The 21,512-nt window shown below is 63.5% G+C and carries 19 protein-coding genes; 11 read left to right on the top strand and 8 right to left on the bottom strand.

Going from position 1 to position 21,512, the window contains the following annotated elements:
• Positions 1-63 precede the first annotated feature (63 nt).
• The 4 genes from NKH93_RS19040 to NKH93_RS19025 all read left to right on the top strand — a co-directional run bounded on the left by NKH93_RS19040 (position 64) and on the right by NKH93_RS19025 (position 5,489).
• A complete protein-coding gene (locus tag NKH93_RS19040) occupies positions 64-1,317 on the top strand; it encodes an ABC transporter substrate-binding protein (RefSeq protein ID WP_352971383.1) in 1,254 nt (417 codons plus the stop codon).
• Between the two features lie 372 nt (positions 1,318-1,689).
• On the top strand, positions 1,690-2,619 hold the full coding sequence (locus tag NKH93_RS19035; protein WP_352452309.1) for a carbohydrate ABC transporter permease: 930 nt from the start codon (positions 1,690-1,692) through the stop codon (positions 2,617-2,619).
• Entirely contained in the window at positions 2,619-3,476 is an 858-nt protein-coding gene (locus NKH93_RS19030; protein ID WP_023674366.1) for a carbohydrate ABC transporter permease, read from the top strand. The genes NKH93_RS19035 and NKH93_RS19030 overlap by 1 nt, the downstream gene beginning before the upstream one ends.
• 27 nt (positions 3,477-3,503) lie before the next feature.
• Complete coding sequence (locus tag NKH93_RS19025; protein WP_352971381.1) at positions 3,504-5,489, top strand: glycoside hydrolase family 127 protein; 1,986 nt, start codon at positions 3,504-3,506, stop codon at positions 5,487-5,489.
• An 18-nt stretch (positions 5,490-5,507) separates the two neighbouring features.
• Here the strand turns inward: NKH93_RS19025 and NKH93_RS19020 are convergent, their stop codons facing one another.
• On the bottom strand, positions 5,508-6,287 hold the full coding sequence (locus NKH93_RS19020) for a response regulator (RefSeq protein WP_352926194.1): 780 nt from the start codon (positions 6,285-6,287) through the stop codon (positions 5,508-5,510).
• Positions 6,288-6,518: 231 nt separating this feature from the next.
• Here NKH93_RS19020 and NKH93_RS19015 point away from each other — a divergent pair, with 231 nt between their 5' ends.
• From NKH93_RS19015 to NKH93_RS18995, 5 genes are all read left to right on the top strand, one after another.
• The gene (locus NKH93_RS19015; protein WP_352926192.1) at positions 6,519-7,433 is read left to right on the top strand and encodes a cytochrome-c peroxidase; all 915 of its coding nucleotides are present in this window, start codon (positions 6,519-6,521) and stop codon (positions 7,431-7,433) included.
• The gene (locus NKH93_RS19010) at positions 7,430-9,946 is read left to right on the top strand and encodes a two-component system VirA-like sensor kinase (RefSeq protein ID WP_352971378.1); all 2,517 of its coding nucleotides are present in this window, start codon (positions 7,430-7,432) and stop codon (positions 9,944-9,946) included. Before NKH93_RS19015 ends, NKH93_RS19010 begins: the two co-directional genes overlap by 4 nt.
• A gap of 168 nt (positions 9,947-10,114) precedes the next feature.
• A complete protein-coding gene (locus NKH93_RS19005; protein WP_352971376.1) occupies positions 10,115-11,164 on the top strand; it encodes a methyltransferase in 1,050 nt (349 codons plus the stop codon).
• A 14-nt stretch (positions 11,165-11,178) separates the two neighbouring features.
• Positions 11,179-11,685, top strand: a complete 507-nt coding sequence (locus tag NKH93_RS19000) for a hypothetical protein (RefSeq protein WP_352474406.1) — start codon at positions 11,179-11,181, stop codon at positions 11,683-11,685.
• A 189-nt stretch (positions 11,686-11,874) separates the two neighbouring features.
• On the top strand, positions 11,875-12,762 hold the full coding sequence (locus tag NKH93_RS18995; RefSeq protein ID WP_352474404.1) for a class I SAM-dependent methyltransferase: 888 nt from the start codon (positions 11,875-11,877) through the stop codon (positions 12,760-12,762).
• A 114-nt stretch (positions 12,763-12,876) separates the two neighbouring features.
• Here the strand turns inward: NKH93_RS18995 and NKH93_RS18990 are convergent, their stop codons facing one another.
• The 5 genes from NKH93_RS18990 to NKH93_RS18970 all read right to left on the bottom strand — a co-directional run bounded on the left by NKH93_RS18990 (position 12,877) and on the right by NKH93_RS18970 (position 18,088).
• On the bottom strand, positions 12,877-13,617 hold the full coding sequence (locus NKH93_RS18990) for a gamma-glutamylcyclotransferase (protein WP_352971374.1): 741 nt from the start codon (positions 13,615-13,617) through the stop codon (positions 12,877-12,879).
• 113 nt (positions 13,618-13,730) lie between these two features.
• A complete protein-coding gene (locus tag NKH93_RS18985) occupies positions 13,731-14,765 on the bottom strand; it encodes a hypothetical protein (protein WP_352922766.1) in 1,035 nt (344 codons plus the stop codon).
• Positions 14,765-15,745 (bottom strand): hypothetical protein, encoded by a 981-nt coding sequence (locus NKH93_RS18980; RefSeq protein WP_352971372.1) that lies wholly within the window; start codon positions 15,743-15,745, stop codon positions 14,765-14,767. Before NKH93_RS18980 ends, NKH93_RS18985 begins: the two co-directional genes overlap by 1 nt.
• A 142-nt stretch (positions 15,746-15,887) precedes the next feature.
• Positions 15,888-16,040: a hypothetical protein gene (locus NKH93_RS18975; RefSeq protein WP_352474399.1), complete on the bottom strand. Its 153-nt coding sequence runs from the start codon at positions 16,038-16,040 to the stop codon at positions 15,888-15,890.
• A 665-nt stretch (positions 16,041-16,705) separates the two neighbouring features.
• Complete coding sequence (locus NKH93_RS18970; protein WP_352541563.1) at positions 16,706-18,088, bottom strand: FAD-binding oxidoreductase; 1,383 nt, start codon at positions 18,086-18,088, stop codon at positions 16,706-16,708.
• A 226-nt stretch (positions 18,089-18,314) separates the two neighbouring features.
• Between NKH93_RS18970 and NKH93_RS18965 the strand changes: the two genes are divergently transcribed.
• Entirely contained in the window at positions 18,315-19,322 is a 1,008-nt protein-coding gene (locus NKH93_RS18965) for an AraC family transcriptional regulator (RefSeq protein WP_352922771.1), read from the top strand.
• Between the two features lie 131 nt (positions 19,323-19,453).
• Here the strand turns inward: NKH93_RS18965 and efp are convergent, their stop codons facing one another.
• Complete coding sequence (efp, locus tag NKH93_RS18960; protein WP_023674374.1) at positions 19,454-20,020, bottom strand: elongation factor P; 567 nt, start codon at positions 20,018-20,020, stop codon at positions 19,454-19,456.
• Positions 20,021-20,134: 114 nt separating this feature from the next.
• On the opposite strand from efp, the gene epmA reads away from it, so the two are divergent.
• On the top strand, positions 20,135-21,181 hold the full coding sequence (gene epmA, locus NKH93_RS18955; protein ID WP_352971368.1) for an EF-P lysine aminoacylase EpmA: 1,047 nt from the start codon (positions 20,135-20,137) through the stop codon (positions 21,179-21,181).
• 126 nt (positions 21,182-21,307) lie between these two features.
• Here epmA and NKH93_RS18950 read toward each other — a convergent pair whose 3' ends face one another.
• The gene (locus tag NKH93_RS18950) at positions 21,308-21,442 is read right to left on the bottom strand and encodes a hypothetical protein (RefSeq protein ID WP_352474393.1); all 135 of its coding nucleotides are present in this window, start codon (positions 21,440-21,442) and stop codon (positions 21,308-21,310) included.
• Positions 21,443-21,512 lie beyond the last annotated feature (70 nt).

Here is a 21,512-nt window from a genome sequence, read left to right as displayed (position 1 = left end):
AGTCACCCGCTTGGGGGCGCGGCTAAATTAAGACGCTAAATTAAAACCATGTGGAGGAGAAGCATGAGAACCACCATTACCGGGCTCGCCATCGCCGCGAGCATTTTGGGCACGCTGGCAACGGCCGGCTCGGCCGCCGCCGACACCGCCAACATCTGGGTTCGCGCCGACGGCTCGAACTTCATGCCGCGCGTCGTCGATGCCTTCAACAAGGGGCATCAGAACCAGATCAAGCTCGACATCATCCCCAATGCCGAAATCATCCCGAAATACGGCGCTGCCGCTGCCGGCGGCACAGCGCCCGATGCGCTGTCGCTCGACCTGATCTACACGCCGTCCTTCGCCGCCGCCGGCCAGCTCGAAGACATCACCGACTGGGCGAAATCGCTGCCTTATTTCGCCAGCCTGTCGCCGGCGCATGTCAAGACCGGCACCTATAAGGGCCGCATCTACGGGCTGCCGTTCTCGGCGGATTCCTCGGTGCTGATCTGGAACAAGAAGCTGTTCAAGCAGGCCGGCCTCGACCCGGAAAAGGGCCCGACCAACTGGGCCGAGATCGAAGCCGATGCCGAAAAGGTCAACGCGCTCGGCGGCGATATCAAGGGCTTCTATTTCTCCGGCAATTGCGGCGGCTGCAACATCTTCACCTTCACGCCGCTGATCTGGGCCTCGGGCGGCGACATCCTGACGGAGGACGGCTCCAAGGCGACACTGGACACGCCGCAGATGCGCGGCGCCATCGACCTCTACCGTTCGATGGTCAAGAAGGACCTGGTGCCTTCAGGCGCGCAGACCGACACCGGCTCCAACTTCTTTGCCGCCTTCGCCACCGGCAATATCGGCATCTCGCCGTCCGGCGCCTTCGCCATCGGCGCGTTGAACACGCAATATCCCGACATCGACTACGGCATCACCTTCCTGCCGGGCAAGGATGGCGGCTGGTCGTCGTTTGCCGGCGGCGACAATTTCGTCGTCACCAAGGGCACCACCAAGGTGGCGGTGGTGAAGGAGTTCCTCGATTTCGCCTATTCGCTCGAGGGCCAGACCATTTTGGCGAAATACGGCAGCCTGCCGGTGCGCGGCGACATCGCCAATGAGGCGCTGAAGGAACTCGACCCGCGCTACAAGGTTGCCGCCGAAGCCATGGCCAAGGGCCGCACGCCCTATTCGGTGGTGTTCAACGACCTGATCAACTCGGCCAACGGTCCGTGGAACCAGATGATGAACGAGGTCTTCTTCGGCGAAGACGTCGACGGCGCCATCGCCAACGCGCAGGAGACCATGCAGTCGATCATCGATTCGGCGCCGCAGAAGTAAAGCGCCGGCTCCACCTCCCCCTCGAGGGGAGGTCGGACCGCAGGTCCGGGTGGGGTCATCGCGGCAGTGCTCGACGCTCTTTTGATGTCGGAGCACTTCGCAGAGGACCCCACCCCCGGCCTTCGGCCGGACCCTCCCCTCGAGGGGGAGGGGACGTCCCGCCAATGGAACAACAGGCATGAGCACCATCACAGTACGCCGTCGCAACGTTGGCTCCCCCTTCTCCCCTTGTGGGAGAAGGTGTCGCCGAAGGCGACGGATGAGGGGTGCTCCAGCTTGGCTCGGACGGCATTCCTTCCAACACCCCTCATCCGTCTCGGCGCTTCGCGCCGATCCACCTTCTCCCACAAGGGGAGAAGGAGAAGGCCAGCGATGACCACCATCACAGCAACCACCGCCGCGCCAGCGCGCGCATACAAACTGGTCGGCGCCGGCCGCCGGCAGTGGATCGGCCTGCTCTATGTCGCGCCGGCCGTTGCGCTTGTCGTCGTCTTCTTCATCGTGCCGCTGTGCATGACCGCCTGGATGTCGCTGCACAACTGGCCGCTGATGGGCGCGCACAGCTTTATCGGGCTCGACAATTACTGGGCGATCCTGCGCGATACCCGTTTCTGGAACGCGCTGAAGTTCACCGGCTACTACACGGTGGTGGTGACGATCGCGATTTTCGCCGTCGCCTTTCCGCTGGCGCTGTTCATCGAAAGGCCGCGGCAGCTGACCGGCTTCTACCGCACGTCCTTCTTCATGCCGGCGGTCATCGGCTTCGCCTCGGCCAGCCTTTTGTGGTCATGGCTGCTCAATGTCGATTCCGGCCTGTTCAGCCCGGCCGCTTTCGAGCTCGGCCTGACCGAGAAGAAATTCAACCTGCTGGCGACCTTCCAGCCGGCCTTCTGGTCGATCATCGCCATGGTCGTGTGGAAGGTGGCGGGCTTCACCATGATCATCCTGATGACCGGCCTGCAGTCGATCCCGCCGGACCTGCAGGAGGCGGCGATGATCGACGGGGCAGGGCCATTCGCGCGGTTCCGGGCGATTACCTTGCCCTTGATGCGCCGCACGCTGGCGCTGGCGCTGATCCTGTCGGTTGCCGGCTCGATCCTCGCCTTCGACCAGTTCTACATCATTCTGCGCGGCGGCCCGCGCAACCAGACGCTGACCGCCGTCTACTGGATCTTCAACCAGTCCTTCGTGTCGTTCAAGCTCGGCTATGGCGCAGCACTGTCGATGGTCCTGCTGGTCATCCTGGTAGCGCTCAGCCTTATCCAGCTGCGGCTGCTGCGCAATCCCGAGGGGGTCGACTGATGGCGCAGGCTCGCACCCGCAAACGCCGCATCGGCATGCAGATCGCCGAGCACTCGACCGGCATCATCGCGTCCATTCTGTTCCTGGCGCCGATCGCCTGGACGGTGCTTTCGGCCTTCAAGCCGGCTCAGGAGGCGCGCCAGCCGCCGCTGCCGCCGTGGCCGACCAGCGGCATCTCGCTCGAGAACTACGCCACGCTCAACACCTTTGGCGACGGCCTCTGGCTGCCGGCGCAAAACAGCATCTACGTCTCGGTCATGACCGTGGTGCTGTCGGTGATCGTCAGCGTGCTCGCCGGCTACGGTTTCTCGCGCTTCCGCTTTCCGCTGAAGAACCTGCTGTTCGTCGTCATCCTGTCGACGATCATGATCCCGTTCCAGTCGATCCTGACGCCGATCTTCCTGGTACTGACCAAGATCGGCCTGCACAACACGCTGACCGGGCTGGTCTGCGTCTACGTCACACTGCAGCTGCCGTTCTCGATCTTCATGATGCGCAACGCCTTCGATGCGGTGCCGCGCGAGATCGAGGAGGCCGCGCGCATGGACGGCGCCAACAACGTCACCATGCTGTTGAGGGTGATGCTGCCGCTGGTCTGGCCGGGCATCGTCACCATCGCGCTGTTCGCCTTCCTCGGCGCCTGGAACGAGTTTCTGGCTGCGCTGGTGCTGATGACGGACCAGTCGAAATTCACGCTGCCGATCATGATGACCGCGCTGCAGTCCGGCCGCTTCGGCGCCATCGACTGGGGCGCCGTGCAGGCCGGCGTCACCGTCATGATGGTGCCGTGCCTGGTGCTCTTCCTGCTGCTGCAGCGCTTCTACATCCGCGGCCTGATGGCAGGGGCCGTGAAGTGACCAACCGAACCGAACCGGAGTAAATTGATGACCGCATCGCATTCCGCCAGTCAGGGCGCCAAGCCGAAACTCGCCTTCCGCCCGCTGCCGGTGCCGCAGGTCGACGTGCGCGGCTTCTGGGGCGACCGCGTCGATGCCGTCGCCTCAAAAACCGCCGGCATCCTCTATGACCGCTGCGTCGAGGCACGCATGCTCGAGCAGATCGACCCGGACCGGCCGTCGCCCGGCGTCGTCATCCCGTTCCACTCACCTTCACCGGACGAGGCGGCCACCGCCGGCAACGAGTTCACCGGATCGACGGTGACGACGCAGATGTTCTGGGACTCCGATTGGGGCAAGACCATCGAGACCGCCGCCTATTCGCTCTATCGCCGCCGCAACGACGAGCTCGAGAAGAAGATCGATGCCGTCATCGACATGTATGGAAAGCTGCAGCAGCCCGACGGCTATCTGTCGAGCTGGTACCAGCGCATCCAGCCGGGCCTGCGCTGGACCAACCTGCGCGATTGCCACGAGCTCTATTGCGCCGGCCACCTGATCGAAGGCGCCGTCGCCTACTACCAGGCCACCGGGAAACGCAAGCTGCTCGACATCATGTGCCGCTACGTCGATCATATCGCCGAGACGTTCGGTCCCGAGCCCGGCAAGAAGAAGGGCTATTGCGGCCATGAGGAGATCGAGCTGGCGCTGGTCAAGCTGGCGCGGGTGACGGGCGAGCGCAAATACATGGAGCTAGCCAGATACTTCATCGACCAGCGCGGCCTTGAGCCGCATTATTTCGACGAGGAGGCGCGCGCCCGCGGCGCCGACCCCAAGGCCTATCATTTCAAGACTTACGAATACAACCAGTCGCACAAACCGGTGCGCGAGCAGGACAAGATCGTCGGCCATGCGGTGCGGGCGATGTATCTCTATTCGGGCATGGCCGACATCGCCACCGAATATGGCGACGACACGCTGCGGGTGGCGCTCGACCGGCTGTGGGACGACCTCATGACCAAGAACCTCTACGTCACCGGCGGCCTCGGGCCGTCGTCGCACAATGAGGGTTTCACCGCCGATTACGACCTGCCCAACGACACCGCCTATGCCGAAACCTGTGCTTCGGTCGGCCTCGTGTTCTGGGCAAGCCGCATGCTCGGCATGGGTCCCAATGCGCGCTACGCCGACATCATGGAGCGGGCGCTCTACAACGGCTCGATCTCCGGCCTGTCGCTCGACGGCTCGCTGTTCTTCTACGAAAATCCGCTCGAAAGCCGCGGCGCCCACCACCGCTGGAAATGGCACCGCTGCCCGTGCTGCCCGCCCAATGTCGGGCGCATGGTCGCCTCGATCGGCAGCTATTTCTACGGCCTGTCGGACGACGCACTCGCCGTTCACCTCTATGGAAACGGCACGGCTCGTTTCGATATTGCCGGGACGCAGATAGAGCTCACCCAGACCAGTAACTATCCATGGGAAGGCGCGGTCTCGATCTCCGTCGAACCGGAAGCTCCGACCGCGTTCACTTTGCACCTGCGCCTGCCGGCCTGGTGCCGCAAGGCAGCGCTCAAGGTCAACGGCGCCGATGTCGATCTGGCTGCTGTCAGCAGCGACGGTTATGCCGCGATCCGCCGCGAATGGAGCAAAGGCGACCGCGTCGAGCTCGACCTCGAAATGGCCGTCGACCGCCTCTACGCCAACCCGCAGGTGCGGCAGGATATCGGCCGTGTCGCGCTGGCGCGCGGACCGCTGATCTATTGCGTCGAGGAGACCGACAATTCCAGCCAGCTGCACCGCATCGCTCTGCCGCGCACGGCCGACATCGAGGCGCATCAGCAGCCGAACCTTCTGGGCGGCGTTGTGACACTTTCGGCGATTGCCAAAAAGGAGGCTTTCGAAAACTGGGAAGAGGGGCTCTACCGCACCGAACCGCCGGCGCTCGAGGGCGCGAAAATCACCGCCGTGCCGTACTTTGCCTGGGACAACCGCGATCCCGGCGAGATGCTGGTCTGGCTCAGAAGCGCGGAGTAGGCTGGGCGCGGCAGCGGCTCAAAGTACCTCGACCGCAGTCGCGAATATGTAGCCGGCGCCACGCTCCGTAACAATGAGCTTCGGCTCGCTCGGATTGACCTCGAGCTTGCGGCGCAGCCGCAATATCTGCACGTCGATGCTGCGGTCGAACACCTCTTCGTCGTGCACGCGGCTGGCAGCGAGAAGCTGCTCGCGGCTCAGGATCTGCTGCGGCGATTTCAGGAAGGCTGCCAGCAGGTTGAACTCGCCGGCGGTCAGCGGCGTCGCCTCGCCCGCCGCCGACCTCAGGCGCCGCATCCGCATGTCGAGCTCCCAGCCGGCAAAACGATAGCGTATGGGTTTCTTGCCGCGCGGCTGCGGCTGCGTCGACCGCGATCGCCGCAGCACGGCGCGAATGCGCGCCAGCAGCTCCCTGAGGCCGAAGGGCTTGGTGATGTAGTCGTCGGCGCCGAGTTCCAGGCCGACGACGCGATCCACCTCGTCGCACCTGTGGCCGGTGATGATGATGATGGGCGCTTCCGGCGGACTGCCGAGTTGCCGCATGATGTCGAACCCGTCCTCATCGGCAAGCCGCATGTCGAGGATCATCAGGTCTACGGGCTTTTCATTGAGGACGCGCGACATGGCCTGGCTGTCGGCGACCGCGCTGACCCTGAAGTTTTGGCTCTCCAGGTAATTGGTGAGCATATCGCGAATTTCGGGGTCGTCGTCGACGACAAGGATATGCTTCGGCGCCGCTGGCTGCTCGATACTGCCTCTCGACTGCTGTTCGTGGCGAATGTTTTGTTCGGCTGACATCTCGCACCGTCCGCAAGCATGGAACTCATGACCGAGCCGTTGCTTTATTTAAACGTCGATTTTCGGCGATTTGGTGAACGCCGATGATCTACGTGATCGCACACCCTGCCGCAGGCTCGCTCGATGGCACATCAGCAGATTGGTAAGGTTCGGGCGGGGCTTTTTGTTCCACTTTGCCTGGCAATGGCGGCACCTTTTGCGTTGGCCCAGAGCAATCAGCCGGCCCCGCCGATGGGCGAGCCGATTGCACCGATCACGGCCAGCGGCCCCTCCGACCGGGCGAAGATCGCGCTTGGCGAGAGCCTGTTCAACGATGCCCGCCTGTCGCATGGCGATGTCGTCGCTTGCAGTTCCTGTCACAGGCTCGATTTCAGCGGCGACGACGGTCTGGCCCGTTCCGTGGCGGCGGATGGCAAGCCGCTCGATTTCAACACGCCGACCGTCTTCAACGCGGCGCTCGATTTTCGGCTGAACTGGCGCGGCAATTTCCGCACTTTCGAGGAGCAGAACGAGGCAGCCCTGCTCGATGACAGGCTGATGAATACGAGCTGGGAGGAATTGCTGACCAAGCTGCGCTCGAATGCTGAGTATTCGCAGCGGTTCGCGAGGGTCTACGGCTCCATTCCCGACCGGACAAACGTGCTCGACGCGCTTGTTGTCTTTCAACGGTCGCTGATCACGCCCGATGCCCGTTTCGACCGCTATCTCAAGGGCGAACGCGAAGCCATCACGACCGACGAAGAGCACGGCTATCAACTGTTCAAAGCGTATGGCTGCGTCGCCTGCCACCAGGGCGCCAACGTAGGCGGCAATCTGTTTCAGAAATTCGGCATCTTCCAGGATCCCTTCGCTCGCCAGAAGACCCTGACCAAGGCGGATCTCGGCCGCTTCGCCGTTACCGGCGCCGAGAGCGACCGCCATGTGTTCCGCGTTCCCAGCCTGCGCAACGTCGCGGTGACGGCGCCGTATTTTCACGATGGCCGCACCGCATCGCTCGCAGACGCGGTGAAGATCATGGCGCGCAACCAACTCGGCCGGGAGCTCGACCAGCGCGATGCCGATCTCATCGTCGAATTCCTCGGGACACTGACGGGCGAGTATCGCGGCCGGCCGTTGACCAGCGCAGCCGATCGTCTGCAGCAATGAAGTCGCTACGCATCCTGGCGCCGATCGTTGCCTGCCTGCTCATCGCCTTGACCTACCTCCTGGTGCAGGGCACGGCTCCCGATGCGGCGCGTCACGAACACACGCTCGATGCGCTCAGGACCGTCATCCTCTATAACGCCGCACTCCAACGCGATGTTTTAAGGGCACGCGCGGGACTGCTGCGCAGCTACGATCCGCTTGTGCGGTCGATCGAGAACCTGGATGAGGCGACGCAGACGCTGCCGGCTGCCCGCGACGTAGCAAGCGGCGAAACACGGGCGGATATCGACAAGCTGATCGCCCAAGTCATCGCCGCGATCCGCGACGAGGAAGCGCTCGTCGAGAGGTTCAAGTCCGATAACGCGCTGCTGCAGAACTCGCTGAACTTTTTCAACTATATGAGCGGTCGTCTCACGAGCGAGGGTGACGGCCTTCGAGCGGTCGAGATAGGAGCCCTGATGGTCGCAATGTCGCGGTTTATCAGCGATCCCCAGCCGGATGCGGCAAAAGCAGTAACCGCCGCACTCGACCGGCTGGCAAGGCCCTCCGTCGATGCCGTGCCTGCAAGCGATGTGCTCTCGCTCGTCTCCCACGGCCGGCTTATCGTCACCAGGCTTCCGGCGGTCGACGATCTCGTCGCCCGCCTGCAGACCGCGCCGACGAGCGAGCGGGCTCGCGCGCTGCAGGACGTCTATCTCGGTGCGCATGGGCGGGCCGCGGCGCGGGCCGAACTGTTCCAGACGCTGCTTTATGTCGCCGCGTTGGGCCTCGTCGGCTATGTCGCCTACCTGTTCGCCCGCCTGCGCCGCAACGCGCGGATCCTGCGCGAGCGGCTGGAATTCGAGGACCTGATCGCCTCGATCTCCACGCAGTTCATCAATCTGCCGCGTGACCGCATCCGCGCCGGCATCAGCAAGGGCCTCGCGCGCCTGGTCGAACATGCCGGGCTCGACGGCGCCCAGATTTTCGTCAGCCACATCGCCGATCCTTCCGGCGGCTACTTCTATCGCCGTCCGGGCGGGAGCAGGCCGGCCCGCCTGTCGAAGGACATGATCGAGCTGGCTTCACGCTGGACGCTGGCCGACCACGAGCGGCAGGGCTGCATCGACGTTCCCCGCGTCGGCGAGCTTCCCGAGGGGCGGGAGAAGGCATCCCTGCAGGCGCACCAGTTTCGATCGTGGCTGTGCATACCGATGTGGCATGCCGGCGAGCGGTTGGGTTTTCTGGCTCTCGATACCGTCACGCACGAAAAGCATTGGGCCGACGACGACATTGCACTGCTGCGCACCGCGGCCGAGATTTTCGCCAATGCCATCGTGCGCGAGCACAACGAACGCGAGCGTGAGGCACTGCAGGCGCGGCTCAATCAGTCGCAACGGCTGGAAGCGATCGGGACGCTCGCCGGCGGCATAGCGCACGAGTTCAACAACATCCTCGGTGCCGTCCTTGGTTACAGCGAGATGGCGCTGGCGGTGCTGCTGAAGGAGTCGCGCGCGCGGCGCTACGTCCAGCAGATCATGCAGGCCGGCAGGCGGGCGCAGGACGTCACCGAGCAGATCCTCGCCTTCGGCCGTCGTCACGAGCGGCAGCATCACGCGCTGCGGGCGGAAGCCGTGGTTGCCGAAGCGATCGACCTGCTGCGCGCCTCGTTCCCCGCCACGCTTTCAGTGCAGACGCGTCTTGCAGCCGCGGATGCGGCGATGATGGGCGATCCGACCGAGCTTCAGCAGGTGGTGATGAACCTCGGCACCAACGCGGCGCAGGCGATGAACAACCGCGGCGCATTGGAAATCGGTCTCGACACGACGGAATTCGTCGAGGCGCGGATGCTATCGCACGGCAACCTGCCTGCCGGGCGCTATCTCCGCCTTGCCGTCAGGGACACCGGCAGCGGCATGGATCAGGCGACGCTCGAGCGTATCTTCGAGCCGTTCTTCACGACCAAGCCGGCAGGGCAAGGCACCGGGCTCGGCCTGTCGACGGTGCACGGCATCGTCATAGCGCACAGAGGCGCGGTCGACGTGAACAGCAAGCCCGGCGAAGGCACGACCTTCGAGATCTATTTTCCGCAGATCGAGGCCGCCGAAGCAACCCAGAACGAGGACGAGAGCGACGCCGCCGAGGTGCCGGTCAAGCGTGGCAACGGCGAGACGATCCTCGTCGTCGACGACGACACGCCGCTGATGCAACTTGCGGAGGAAATGCTCGCCGCGCTCGGCTACGAGCCGGTCGGGTTCGACCGCAGCCCCGCGGCTCTCAGCGCATTCCGCACCGATCCGGAACGCTTCGACCTGGTGCTGACGGACGAGGTCATGCCCGACATGACAGGGATCGAATTCTCCGGCCGGTTGCACAAGATCCGGCCCGACCTTCCGGTCGTGCTGATGACCGGTTACGGCCGTCAGCTGCGGCCGCGCCAACTGACGGCGGCCGGCATAAGCGAAGTCATCAAGAAGCCGCTGCTGTCGGCCGCCGTCGCACAATGCCTTGCCCGCCATCTGCATTCAGGCTGATCACGGCTGGCCGGGTTTCTTCGTTACAACCGTAACCAAAATCCCACCTGGCTGAAATCGACCCGTAGCCGGGCCAGTCGATGGTCCTCCCGCGCCCAGACCATGATCCCGAAAAACCGGGAACCGGTTTTTTGGGAGGTCATGGTCTCTTGAGGAAGGAGAAATCTTATGGACGCAAACATCACCGAGGTAACGAAACAGGCGAATGACGTCGCAGAACTGTCGCCCGAAAGCCTTATGCAACTCGGCCTCGGCTTCTGGGCATCGAAGACGTTGCTGAGCGCCGTCGAACTTGACCTTTTCACGGAGTTGGCGGCCGGACCCCTCGAAGGGGAAACACTGAGAAACCGGCTCGGACTGCATGAGCGGGGAGCGCAGGATTTCTTCGACGCACTGGTTGCGCTGCGCATGCTTGAGCGCGAGGGCAACGTCTACTGCAACACGCCCGTGACTGACCGCTACCTTGACCGCAACAAGTCGACCTATGTTGGCGGGATGCTCGCCAGGGCCGGTCAGCTGCTTTACGCGAACTGGGGCTCGCTCACCGACGCGCTCAGGACGGGCAAACCGCAAAACGGCACCCAGGACGGCGAAGATCTGTTCGACATGCTGTTTTCGGACCCGGACAAGGTAAAGATGTTCGCGCAGGCGATGACCGGCGGCAGCCTCCAGGTGGCGGAGGCGCTCGCCCGGCATTTTCCCTGGGCGGACTATTGTACCTTCATCGATATCGGCACAGCCGAAGGCAGGCTTCCGGTCGAGGTCGGCCGCGCCCATCCGCATCTCACCGGCGGCGGTTTCGACCTGCCGCCGATGCGGCCGGTGTTCGAGGCCTATGTGGAGCGGCACGCACTTGCAGACCGGCTTCGGTTTTATCCCGGCGACTTCCTTGCCGAGCCGCTGCCTTCCGCCGACGTGCTGGTGATGGGTCATATCCTGCACGACTGGAACCTGGAGGTGAAGCGCGCGCTGCTGGCAAAGGCCCATTCCGCGCTGCCGAAGCAAGGCGTGCTCATCGTCTACGACCAGATCATCGATGACGAGCGACGGGACAACGCTGCGGGTCTGCTGATGAGCCTCAACATGCTGGTCAACACCAATGGCGGGTTCGACTACACGCGCGCCGACGGCATGGGCTGGATGCGGGAGGCGGGCTTTGCGGAGGTCCGCTGCGAGCATCTCGCCGGGCCTCACTCGATGATCGTCGGCATCAAATAGCAGCGGAGAAGCTGATGACACGAAGAGCTCTCATCGCAATTGCCGCCCTTGGCCTGGCCGCAGCATTCACCGCCGCAACGCTCAACCAGGGTGAAGTCGGCGCGGCGTCCGCGACCGCTTCGATCGAGCACGGTCGATACCTGGTGAAAATCGGCGGCTGCAACGATTGCCACACGCCAGGGTACCTGGAGAAGGCCGGCAACGTTCCGCAGGATCGATGGCTGATCGGCGACTCGCTCGGCTTCAACGGGCCCTGGGGTACGACTTACCCGACCAATCTTCGCCAATTTTTGCGGACCATGGACGAGGACGACTGGGTACAGTTCGCGCGCACGATCGAGACGCGCCCGCCCATGCCATGGTTCAACCTGCGCGCCATGAGCGAGCCCGACCTGCGCGCCATCCACCGATATGTGCTTTCGCTCCCGGCAGACGATACGCCGGTTCCGGACTATGTGCCGCCCGGTCGTCCGCCGAAGACGCCGCATATCGTGTTCGTTCCGCGGGCGCCGAAATCATAGTGGCGTCCGAACGCCGGGCGCAGGGTGGTTCTCCGCTTGCGTGGTACGCCAGGCACGGGCGCCTGTTTCAGTCGTAACGCAATTCCCGATTCCGGAAATCACGTTGTAGCACCGATCTCCGATCGTGACGGTCGGGCCCCGGGCGGTCATCAGGCTGCCCAGCGGTCACAAATCCCGGATAAATCGATCATGGAGTCAAACATGTACAATCTGCTTGCCGAACATGCGCCGAAGACCGGCCGTGATCAGAGCCCCATGGATCCGCGTCCCTATGCGTTGGGTTACACGCAAAGCGAATTCAAGCGCCTGGAGCTGCAGGGAGCGCTCATTCACGACCTTACCGAGCATGTCCTGCGCAGTGCGGGCATAGGACCCGGTATGCGCGTGCTCGACATTGGCTGCGGCGTAGGCGATGTCTCCTTGCTGGCCGGAAGGCTGGTCGGACCGGCGGGAAGCGTGCTTGGTGTCGATCGCTCGGCAGAGGCTGTGGACATTGCCGAGCGGCGCGCCACTGAATCCGGCCAGTGTTACTGGACACGTTTCACGACGGCCGAGCTTGATACATTCTCGCCCGACGGGAGCTTCGATGCGGTGATCGGCAGGCTTGTCCTGATGTATCTGCCCGACCCGGCCGCAACCCTGCGCAGGCTTGCCGGTTTCCTGCGGCCTGGCGGCATCGTCGCCGTCCAGGAAATGGCGATGCCGCTCACCCGCAGTTTTCCAGAGGCGCCGCTGTTCGGCAAATGCCGCGGCTGGATCATCGACACGATCGAGCGCGCGGGTTTCGAGGTCGACATGGGTGGCAGGCTGCCCATGGTGTTCGCCGGCGCAGGGCTGCCGGCGCCGCGGATGAACTCCGCCGGCCTCGCCGGCAGCGGACCCGACTCGCCGATCTACGACTACATTGCCGGCACGTTGCGCAGCCTGTTGCCGATGGCCGAGGCAGTCGGTACCGCAACCGCCGCCGAGGTGGAAGTCGATACCCTCGCCGAGCGGCTGCGCAACGAGGCTGTCGAGCAGCAGACGTGCATCATGCTGCCGCCCTTTGTCGGCGCATGGGCGAACACACTGGCATAGAACCGAAGGAAGGACACACGATGCTCGATACTGCCATCGGCGAGCGCGCGGGACATCTCGTCGACCTGCACAACATCGATTTCGCCTGGGAGCCTGACGAGATGCTGGTCTGGCTCAGGGACGAATGAAGCCCGACCGCAGCGCCCGACCGATCTCCTCGGCCACAAGTTCCTGCAACTGCCAGAGATTGCGGTCGCGGATGCCGCAGGCGTCGAGATGGCGAATGGTCTCGAACAGATATTCGGCGCCCGAACCCCAATGGCCGACGGCCGTGGCCAGGGTCGCCGCTATCGCTCGCTTTTCGAGCTTGCCGGCATAGCGCGGATTGGCGGGATCGACAACGAAACCAAGCGCTTGGCCCGTGCCGTCGCCCGTCCTGACCTGCAGCCAGCGCGGCACGTTGACGGCCGGCAGGATGGTCATCTCACGTCGCAGCAGCGTTTCGAGATTGGCCCCCAATGGCTCGGCGACCTCGAACACCATGCCCTGACATTGGCCGCCGCGGTCGAGCGCCATCATCAGGCCGGGCTGCTCGACGGTGCCCCTGAAGCGCTGCACCGTAAAACAGAACGAACGGTGCCAGCCCGTCGCCACGGCCCGTTCGCCACCCCTGACCTCGCCGGCCGGCTTCCACAGAAGCGAGCCATAGGCGAAAAGCTTCACCGGCCCGCCCGGCGCGCCGGCTAGCACCTCGTCGCGAATGCGCGCGTAATCGGCATCGGTCATGTAGACCATGCCCGGCGTCGGCCCGGCATCCTCGACCGCACGCAAGGTGCGGGCGACCAGCGCCTCGGTCAGCGCCATCGGTGTCTTGCGCGGCGAACGCCGTGATGCGGCGGAAATGACCTTGCTCATCCTCATGCTCTCAGCCTCGCCGCCATGTTGCCGAAGGCTGAAGGATTCTCAAGGGCCGAGTAAACCAGCGCGGTATCGGGATTCGAACTATCGTGTCCAACAGCCCGACTGGCTTAGTGCGGAGGCTGATCTGGCCGGACGGTGTCGTTGCAGCCGTCAACATAGGGATGGACCGACCACCGGGAGCCGGGCCGGGCCTGTTGCGCCTTGGTGAGCGGATCCTGAGACTGCGCGTAGCCGTCCTGGTAGCCCCGAACGATTTCGTCGATATCGTCGGGCCAGTCGCCGTCCCATGGCCGTCCCAGAATCTGGGCCTGCTGGACCGGATGCAGTTCGTTGTGGCCTTCATGAAAGCTGTCGTGGATGTGTCCGGCATCATAGACCCACCGGCCGGTCACCCCCAGGATTGTCGCTCCGGTTCCGTCGCCCTTGTTGGTCTCGATGCTCGGCAGGCCGGCATCGCTCGGACTGGCGGTGTCCGAACTGCTGAAGGCCGCGCCGAGCAGCGAAGCGAGCAAGGCGAGAAGCGCCAATACGTAGGCGACGACCGCGCCGACGCCCGACATGCATACCGCCAGCGCAATCAATGCCGCGGCTAGGGCGAGGATGTTGACGGTCTGCAGGTCATGGATCGATGCCCCTTCGAACTCCACATGCAGCGCCTCTGACTTTACTCCGGTCACCTTGTCCTCCGCCGGGTTCCCCGTGAACAGAAAGCCATGCGAGGAGGTGATTGCGTTTTCGGCCATCAGATAGCCGAACGGGGCACTGGCGGCGGCAACGGCCTGGGAGACGCCCACCGGGTTGTTCGGCAGCAGCAAATTGAGGCTGTAGTCGGAGTCCAGGCTTCCTGGCCAGGTCTTTTCCGACGGCGGCTCGATGCTGATGACCATGCCGACGATACTCACCGGCTCGCCCAGGCAAACCAGCCGTTTGTTGAGCCACCAGTCGCAATAAGCGAGAATCCACACAATCTCAGTCACCACCAGCGCGATCGGTATGCACCACGGCTCGCCCATCGCGACCACCACCACGACCATCACGGCTGCGAATATGCCGCTGGTAATCGCCGCGCTGATGTACTGGTTGACCGAAATCACCTCGTCGGCGGTCGTGCACTTGGTCCAGGATTTGTCGTCGGTGGCCATCACGGCTCCAAGCTGCTGAGGACGGTCAAGGTGACGCCGCCGCTGGCGCGGTCACCCTCGTCAAACGCATTCAGATTGAGGGCCTGCCGGCCGGTCCAGCCGTCCGGCGGCGTAGCGACCGCCGTGATCGTCACCTGTTCGCCCGGCGACAGCGACGGCAGGTCAGGCGAAATCTCGACCTTCCAGCCGGGCGGCAGGGGATGAGCTGACGGCAAGTGTGCCGCCAACCGGTGCTTTTGCTCCGCCTTGGCGGTCTCTTCCGTTGGCTGCCGGTCGTCGCGACAGGGGCCGAGCGGCGGAATTGTGTAGGCATCGACGGTGAACCGGTACCGATGCGGCCGACGGGTAGCGTTGCGCAACTCGAATTGAAATGTTGCTGGCGACTGGGCCAGTCCGACATCGGTATTTTCTTGCCCGAGATTGTTGGCGAAGTTGGCGTCATCGGCCGGGTCGAGCAAAGCTTGCAGGCAATAGTGACCTGCTTGCCGCGGCGTATGCCAGTCGAAGGAGACGAACCCAGGCTGGCTGGCGGATCCGATCACCCCGACCGAGACCGGCCTGGTGGCTATCGGATTCGACACGGTTCCGATGCCAAACGACAGATAGGACAGATGGACCGGCATCTTGACGACGACGGCATCCGGGGAGGCGTTCCAGACGCGAACCCGCACCTCGTAGTCGGTATCCGCCTGCAACCTGCCGGCGGGAACGGGCACACCACCCTGGCGTAGCTCGATATCGGGATTATCCCAGGTGACCGCGAGACCAAGGCCGATCAGGTAATACTGATCGTAGATCAGCGGGTCAGGCCGGCAGAAAGCAGGGTGATCGATCGGTACGCAATGCGCCCGGGACCCTTTCTGGTCGACCCGGCGGTCGCCCCCTAGCCGCCACCGGCGACAGAAACGGCGAGCCATCTCGATCAGTGCCGGAATCCAGGCGGAGAACAGTGCTCGCAGGATTGCCGCTATTCCTCGCATCGACTTCCCCTCTGAAGCTAACGCAGGGCAACGCTCTGATAACAGCGGGATTCGCGCGGCAACAGTGTATTGGCGTGTCAGACGACTAGTGCCGTTTGTACTCTGGTCAGACGAATAAAGCTGGGCTCGAACGGCACGCGGGCTATTTCCGCGCGAAGAAACCGCGCGCGAACTGCACGATGTGCTTGTGGAATGCGAGCGCCAATATTGCGACGACGGCAAGTATGTAGAGAGCTTCGGTCGATCCGTCGCCGCCGTCAGGGGAAATACCAAACCAACTCTCGATGAAATCCATGAACAGATTCCCTCCGCGCAAACTTGCGACCGATGTTCAGCATAGCTCTTCAGCTTGTCCCGGTGTCAAGTAGGGATGCATTGCCATCCACATAAATCCAGTAAAGACCGTTGTGCCGAATTGTCTGCTGCCGAATTGTCTGCTGTTTGTCGATAAACCTGAGAATTTGCCTAAAGATTGCTAAAAAATTGTCGCGGCTTATTGATGCACAACTGAAGGAAAGCTTTGTATCTCGGTCATTTCCGGGTCATTTTGTCGATCATGTGCGAACGATCCAGTCAATGATGGTGTCGCCAAACAGGTCCGGACTTGTGCATGGACAGTACGCGGCCCACCACGATCAGAAACGCGGGGTAGCCTGAAAAGCAGCCCGGCATGGCTCATTGGACGCCATTCGGCGGTCGTCTGGCCTGGTTTCAAATGTAGTCAGCTCTCGAACGTGCCCCGCGGCGTCGTCACGCTGTCGGCTGTTGACAGGAAAGAGGCGTTTGAAAAATCACCGGCGGTCGAGGCAGCAAAAGTCACCCGTGCCGTATTTCGCCCGGGACACCACGATTCCGGCGCGATGCTGGTCTGGATCAGAGCGTCCTGACCGGCAAGCTATCGTACCGGCCGAGCCTTAGCTGGGCCGGCCGGTACGCTTGCCGGCCTGACAAGAGCCGCCGTCAAGCAGCCGGTCGAATGTTTTGGTTCACCCGGAAGAGGTTGTTAGGGTCGTATTTCTTCTTCAGCGTAGCCAGGCGCTCATAGTTGTCGCCATAAGCCGCCTTGAGCCTTGCATCGCCCTCGTCATCCATCATGAAGTTCAGGTAGGCGCCACCCAGATCGAACGGATGTACGGCCTCCCAGTAGGCCTTGGTCCAGCGCGTCACCGGCCCCGCTTTCTGTGGGTCCGGATCGATCCCGGCGATGACCATCGACCAGGTCGCATCACGGTAATTCCAGGGTGTCTCGTCTTTGCCGACGCGATGGACCGCACCATCGATCGGGTAGAGATGCATGAGCGATAGCTCGCTCGGCGTCTTCGCCGCCTGCTCGAGATGGGCGTCGATCGCCTCGTCGGACAGCGTCTTGACGAAATCGCCCCGCCAGTACCACTGCATTCCCTTCGGGTAGAGCCCATCGAACATGCTCTGCACCGCGGGATAGGGCATCGTTCCCATCCAGTTGAACCAGGGCGCGGGCAGCGCATCGAGCAGCGGGGCCAGCGCCTCTCTGCCCTTTTCCTCCGGGCCGTTGTAGCAGCACATCAGCAGACACATCCGCTTTCCCCAAAACTCTTCCGGGAAGGGTGCGCTTGAGAGGACGGTCTTGAGCCCGAGAAAGATCCCGAGTTCTTCGGGCGCGTTCGGCAGGAACTCGCGATAATGCTGCATGATGGTGCGGGCGTGGCGCTGATCCCATGCGATCGGCCCCGCAAAGACCATGCTGACCCGGTGGAGCCTGAACACAAAGCTGGTAACGATGCCGAAATTGCCGCCGCCGCCGCGAAGCGCCCAGAACAGGTTGGGGTTCCGTTCCTTGCTGGCGGTGACGAAGCTTCCGTCGGCAAGCACGACATCGGCCTCGACCAGATTATCGATGGTCAGGCCATATTTGCGCGTCAGATAGCCATGGCCGCCGCTCAGCGTCAGTCCGGCGACCCCGGTGGTCGAGATGATGCCCGCCGGTACGGCCAGGCCAAAGGCATGGGTGGCATGGTCGAGGTCGCCCTGAGTGCAGCCCGGGCCTACCCGCGCCGTGCGGGCATCCGGATCGACGCGCACGCCGTTCATCGCCGACAGGTCGATCACCAGACCGTCGTCGCAGCTCCCCAATCCTGGTCCATTATGGCCGCCGCCACGTACCGCAACCAGCAAATTGTTGTCGCGGCCGAAATTCACCGCTGTGATTACGTCGGCGACGTCGACACAGCGGGCGATGATCAGCGGCCGCTTGTCGATCATGCCGTTGTAGAGCTTGCGGGCCTCGTCATAGCGGGCGTCGCCGGCGCGGATGACTTCGCCTCGCAGGCTTGCTGCGAATTTGGTGATGTCTTCATCGTTCATGACATTCCTCCCTGTTATTGGACCTGTCGGCCGGCCGATGAAACGCTAATCCCATCCGCTGTTCCCGCAAATGTCACATCGTCCATTTCTGTTGCCCGATCGTTCAGAGTAGGATTAGACCGGATGGATAGTTGCTCGGGCGGCCATATTGCCGGATAGTTCGAGATGCCTGGCGGAAAAACTCGTTGTCAAAGGGAGTAGCCGATCGTTTCCGGAGGTGTAGTGCATGGATGTCCTTTCCGATGTGCTCCGAGCCGTTCGCCTCACCGGGGCGATCTATTTCGACGTCGACGCCAGCTCTCCCTGGGTTGGCGAGTCGCCGGGCACGGCCGACATTGCCGCCGCCATCATGCCGGAGGCAGAGCACATCATTTCTTTTCATGCCGTGATGTCGGGCTCGTGCTGGGCCGCGCTGGGAGACGATTCGGTGCCCCCGGTGCTCGTGAACGCCGGTGATGTCGTTGTCTTCCCCGGTGGTGTTCCGAACGTCTTGAGCTCCTCGCCCGGGGCACGGGGCGAGCCCAATATGGCGATGTATTATCGGCCGATTGACGAGAGCCTGCCGTTCGCGGTGATCCATGGTGGCGGCGGAGTCGAGCGGACCCGGTTCATTTGCGGGTATCTTGGCTGCGATGCACGTCCCTTCAATCCTCTCCTGGCCGCATTGCCGGCCATCCTGTGCGCCCGCAAGCCCGCCGATGGAAGCAGCTGGGTTATCGACCTTTTTCGGCTGGCGCTGGCAGAAGGTGGCAGTGGGCGGGCGGGCTGTGAGACGATACTCGCCAAGCTGAGCGAGCTGATGTTTGTCGAGATCATCCGCCGCCATCTCGAGACCCTCCCCGACGATTCGCGCGGCTGGCTGTCAGGCCTACGGGATCCACATGTCGGCGAGGCGCTCCGGCTCATCCACGCTCGCCCCAGGGAGGAATGGACATTGGACCGGCTCGCCCGCGAAGTAGGGCTCTCGCGCACGGCGTTTGCGAGCCGCTTTACCCACTATGTCGAGGTCTCGCCCATGCACTATCTTGCTCGCTGGCGTCTACAACTGGCAGGACGCTTGCTCGAACGCCCTGAAATGAGCATCGCGCAAGCGGGTGCCGAGGTCGGCTACGAGTCGGAAGCCGCCTTCAATCGCGCCTTCAAAAAGTTCGTCGGCATTCCACCTGGCACCTGGCGAAAGGGACGGTCGGCGTTGCTCGAGGCTCAGAGATTGCCCGCTGGCGTCGTGCAATAGGAAAGAACTGGCAGGGCGTTGACGCTTCGGTCCGCGTGCAGCGTCCCAATGCTCGAAAGCCCCTGGCACAAAGCGGTAGACGATGACCGGCCGCCGCGACGCCTTCGGCGAGGCGTGTCAGACTTCGCGCCTTAATCTTTCGCGCGCTCGACATAGGCGCCATCGGCGGTCATCACCACCACGCGGGTGCCGGCGCTGATGTGTGGCGGCACCAGGGTACGCACGCCGTTGGACAGCGTTGCCGGCTTGTAGGACGAGGACGCCGTCTGGCCCTTGGTCACCGGCTCGGTCTCGACCACCTCGAAAGTGGCGCGCTGCGGCAGTACCAGCGAGATGGCGATGTTGTTGTATTGCGAGATCTGCACCGGCATGCCTTCCACCAGATAGGGCGCCATGTCGCCGACCACGCTTTCCGGCACCGCGACCTGGTCGTAAGTCTCCGGATTCATGAAGTGAAAGCCTTCGCCGTCACGGTAGAGGAACGTGTGCTCGCGCTCCTCGACATAGGCCCGCTCGACCTGCTCGGTGGTGCGGTAACGCTCGGAAACCTTTACCCCGTCGGAGATACGCCGCATGTCGAGCTGGGTGACCGGCGTACCCTTGCCAGGATGAATGTTTTCGGCAAAGAGGATCACATAAAGCTTGCCGTCCTTTTCGACGACGTTGCCTTTGCGTAAGGAGCTGGCGATGACCTTCACGGGTTTCCATCCTGATAAAATTTGTTGGCGCAAATCGGCTGGAGAGGCCGTTGCGTGCGGCCTAGCGCATCTTGGCCGCAATCGCCAGCCCTCTGTGCAATTCCCCTGAAGCCGATGACCGCCGCCTCGCCGTGGTGGACGCCGCATGTCCACGCCGACCGCCGGCCGCGGCTGATCCTGCGCAATGCCATTGCCACCGGGATGCGCGACTGGTTCGCCCGCCGCGACTTCGTCGAGGTGGATACATCGGCCCTGCAGGTCTCGCCCGGCAATGAAGCGCACCTGTCGGCCTTTGCCACCGAGGCGATCGGGCCGGACGGGCAGCGCCAGCCGCTCTACCTCCACACGTCGCCGGAATTCGCCTGCAAGAAGCTGCTTGCCGCCGGCGAGGAGCGCATCTTCAGCCTCGGGGCTGTCTGGCGCAACCGCGAGCGCGGCCCCTTGCACCATCCTGAGTTCACCATGCTCGAATGGTACCGCGTCGGCGAGACCTATGAGAGCCTGATGCGCGATTGCGCCGAGCTCGTAGCGCTGGCGGCCGAACGGGCCGCAGCGAAGCGTTTTAGCTTCCGCGGCCGTGAGGCCGATCCGTTCGCCGGGCCGGAACGGTTGAGCGTCGCCGAAGCCTTCATGCGCCATGCCGGCATCGATCTGCTGGCGACGGTTGCGGCCGATGGCAACACCGACCGCGCGGGGTTGCATGCCGCCCTGGTCCAGGCCGGATTGCGGACCGCGCCCGACGACAATTGGGCCGACCTGTTCAGCCGGGTGATGGTCGAAAAAATCGAGCCAGCGCTGGGGCAGGGGCGCGCTACCATTCTTTTCGGATATCCGATCTCGGAGGCGGCATTGGCCCGGCCGAGCGCCGACGATCCACGCACCGCCGAGCGTTTCGAGCTCTATTGCTGCGGCGTCGAGCTCGCCAACGCCTTTGGCGAATTGACCGATCCGGCCGAGCAGCGCCGGCGCTTTGCCGCCGAAATGGATGAGAAGCAGCGCGTCTATGGCGAACGCTACCCGATCGACGAGGATTTCCTCGCCGCGCTCGCCATCATGCCGCAGGCGAGCGGCGCGGCGCTAGGCTTCGACCGGCTGGTGATGCTCGCCACCGGCGCGCTCAGGATCGACGACGTGATCTGGACGCCGATGGCTGGTCCCTGAGGAAGGTTGGACAAGCCGATGTCGCCCGGCTTGAAAGCCAGGATTAGATGGTCGGTCCAGGCCGCCGCCGGCTCCGTCGAGCCAGAAGATTGGCGACGACCAGGAGGATTATCGACAGCTCCATCATCAGCGTGGCGGCGGCGCTATTGCCGGGGAGAGCTTTTCGCGCAAGCCGATGAACATTTCGAGCGGCATGGTGCGTTGGTTGGCGCTGGCCAGGAACTGCACCGCGACGACCTCGTCATGTGCGAGACGCTGCAACCGTTCCGTGTGTTGCCACGATCATGGTGGGCCGGCATAGTGCTGGCGGGGTTCTCGGCGCCGCGGAGCT

It is taken from the genome of Mesorhizobium sp. M0954, assembly GCF_040319155.1.
Lineage (GTDB): Bacteria > Pseudomonadota > Alphaproteobacteria > Rhizobiales > Rhizobiaceae > Mesorhizobium.
The sequence above is the reverse complement of the archived record's forward strand: the minus strand, read 5'-3'. Positions and strand labels throughout refer to the sequence as shown.

Excerpts from the sequence above, each read along its gene's own strand:
- NKH93_RS18980 (WP_352971372.1), bottom strand. The coding sequence starts at position 15,745 with ATGCGAGGAATAGCGGCAATCCTGCGAGCACTGTTCTCCGCCTGGATT.
- NKH93_RS19010 (WP_352971378.1), top strand. The coding sequence starts at position 7,430 with ATGAAGTCGCTACGCATCCTGGCGCCGATCGTTGCCTGCCTGCTCATC.
- NKH93_RS19005 (WP_352971376.1), top strand. The coding sequence starts at position 10,115 with ATGGACGCAAACATCACCGAGGTAACGAAACAGGCGAATGACGTCGCA.
- NKH93_RS18970 (WP_352541563.1), bottom strand. The coding sequence starts at position 18,088 with ATGAACGATGAAGACATCACCAAATTCGCAGCAAGCCTGCGAGGCGAA.
- NKH93_RS18990 (WP_352971374.1), bottom strand. The coding sequence starts at position 13,617 with ATGAGCAAGGTCATTTCCGCCGCATCACGGCGTTCGCCGCGCAAGACA.
- NKH93_RS19025 (WP_352971381.1), top strand. The coding sequence starts at position 3,504 with ATGACCGCATCGCATTCCGCCAGTCAGGGCGCCAAGCCGAAACTCGCC.
- NKH93_RS19020 (WP_352926194.1), bottom strand. The coding sequence starts at position 6,287 with ATGTCAGCCGAACAAAACATTCGCCACGAACAGCAGTCGAGAGGCAGT.
- NKH93_RS19015 (WP_352926192.1), top strand. The coding sequence starts at position 6,519 with ATGGGCGAGCCGATTGCACCGATCACGGCCAGCGGCCCCTCCGACCGG.
- NKH93_RS18995 (WP_352474404.1), top strand. The coding sequence starts at position 11,875 with ATGGAGTCAAACATGTACAATCTGCTTGCCGAACATGCGCCGAAGACC.
- NKH93_RS19000 (WP_352474406.1), top strand. The coding sequence starts at position 11,179 with ATGACACGAAGAGCTCTCATCGCAATTGCCGCCCTTGGCCTGGCCGCA.
- epmA (WP_352971368.1), top strand. The coding sequence starts at position 20,135 with ATGACCGCCGCCTCGCCGTGGTGGACGCCGCATGTCCACGCCGACCGC.
- NKH93_RS19040 (WP_352971383.1), top strand. The coding sequence starts at position 64 with ATGAGAACCACCATTACCGGGCTCGCCATCGCCGCGAGCATTTTGGGC.
- NKH93_RS18975 (WP_352474399.1), bottom strand. The coding sequence starts at position 16,040 with ATGGATTTCATCGAGAGTTGGTTTGGTATTTCCCCTGACGGCGGCGAC.
- NKH93_RS19030 (WP_023674366.1), top strand. The coding sequence starts at position 2,619 with ATGGCGCAGGCTCGCACCCGCAAACGCCGCATCGGCATGCAGATCGCC.
- NKH93_RS18985 (WP_352922766.1), bottom strand. The coding sequence starts at position 14,765 with ATGGCCACCGACGACAAATCCTGGACCAAGTGCACGACCGCCGACGAG.
- NKH93_RS19035 (WP_352452309.1), top strand. The coding sequence starts at position 1,690 with ATGACCACCATCACAGCAACCACCGCCGCGCCAGCGCGCGCATACAAA.
- NKH93_RS18965 (WP_352922771.1), top strand. The coding sequence starts at position 18,315 with ATGGATGTCCTTTCCGATGTGCTCCGAGCCGTTCGCCTCACCGGGGCG.